The organism is Mycobacterium sp. E740, from assembly GCF_001672895.1.
Taxonomy (GTDB): domain Bacteria; phylum Actinomycetota; class Actinomycetes; order Mycobacteriales; family Mycobacteriaceae; genus Mycobacterium.
Map to the genome: position 1 here is coordinate 1 of NZ_LZKP01000063.1, position 506 is coordinate 506.

A 506-nucleotide genomic window follows, 5' to 3' on the forward strand; every position below is an offset into this window, starting at 1 on the left:
CCGCCCAGTGGTGCAGCGCCGTCGCATCCTCCGGAAGTCACACCGGGGGTCGGGCCCTCGATGAAGGCAATGGCCGCGCGCGCCTCCATTACAACGGGACTCCTCTTCGGAGGGCTGATATTCGCCGCCTTAGCCGTCTTTCTACCATTCGCGTCGATCAACGTGCTGGGAATAGACGTCGCCGACATATCCATGCCCTGGGCGTACCGCGCGCCAGCATTGGTGCTGATCGCCGCCTCTCTCACGTTCGCATGGCCGGCGCTGTCGGGACTAGCAATCGAGCCTGGTCGCCGTATCGGACTCTCGATCGCCGCTGGCGGCATGGTGGTTGTAGCCGTCGTCGCGTTCGTAGCAGTGTCTAGAGGCAACTCGGAGGGCACCGACGCCAGCATGGGTATTGCCGGAGCCTCGCCGGGCTTTGGATTGATTTTGTATGCCGCGGCCATCATCGCCTTCATCGTCGCCATCGTCCGGCTATGGATGCAACGGCACCAGACGCCGGGCGA

At 63.8% G+C, this 506-nt stretch carries 1 protein-coding gene; it reads left to right on the forward strand.

Going from position 1 to position 506, the window contains the following annotated elements:
• Positions 1 to 60 precede the first annotated feature (60 nt).
• The coding region (locus A5663_RS05750; protein WP_156744368.1) for a hypothetical protein at positions 61 to 506 on the forward strand (446 nt) is incomplete at its 3' end.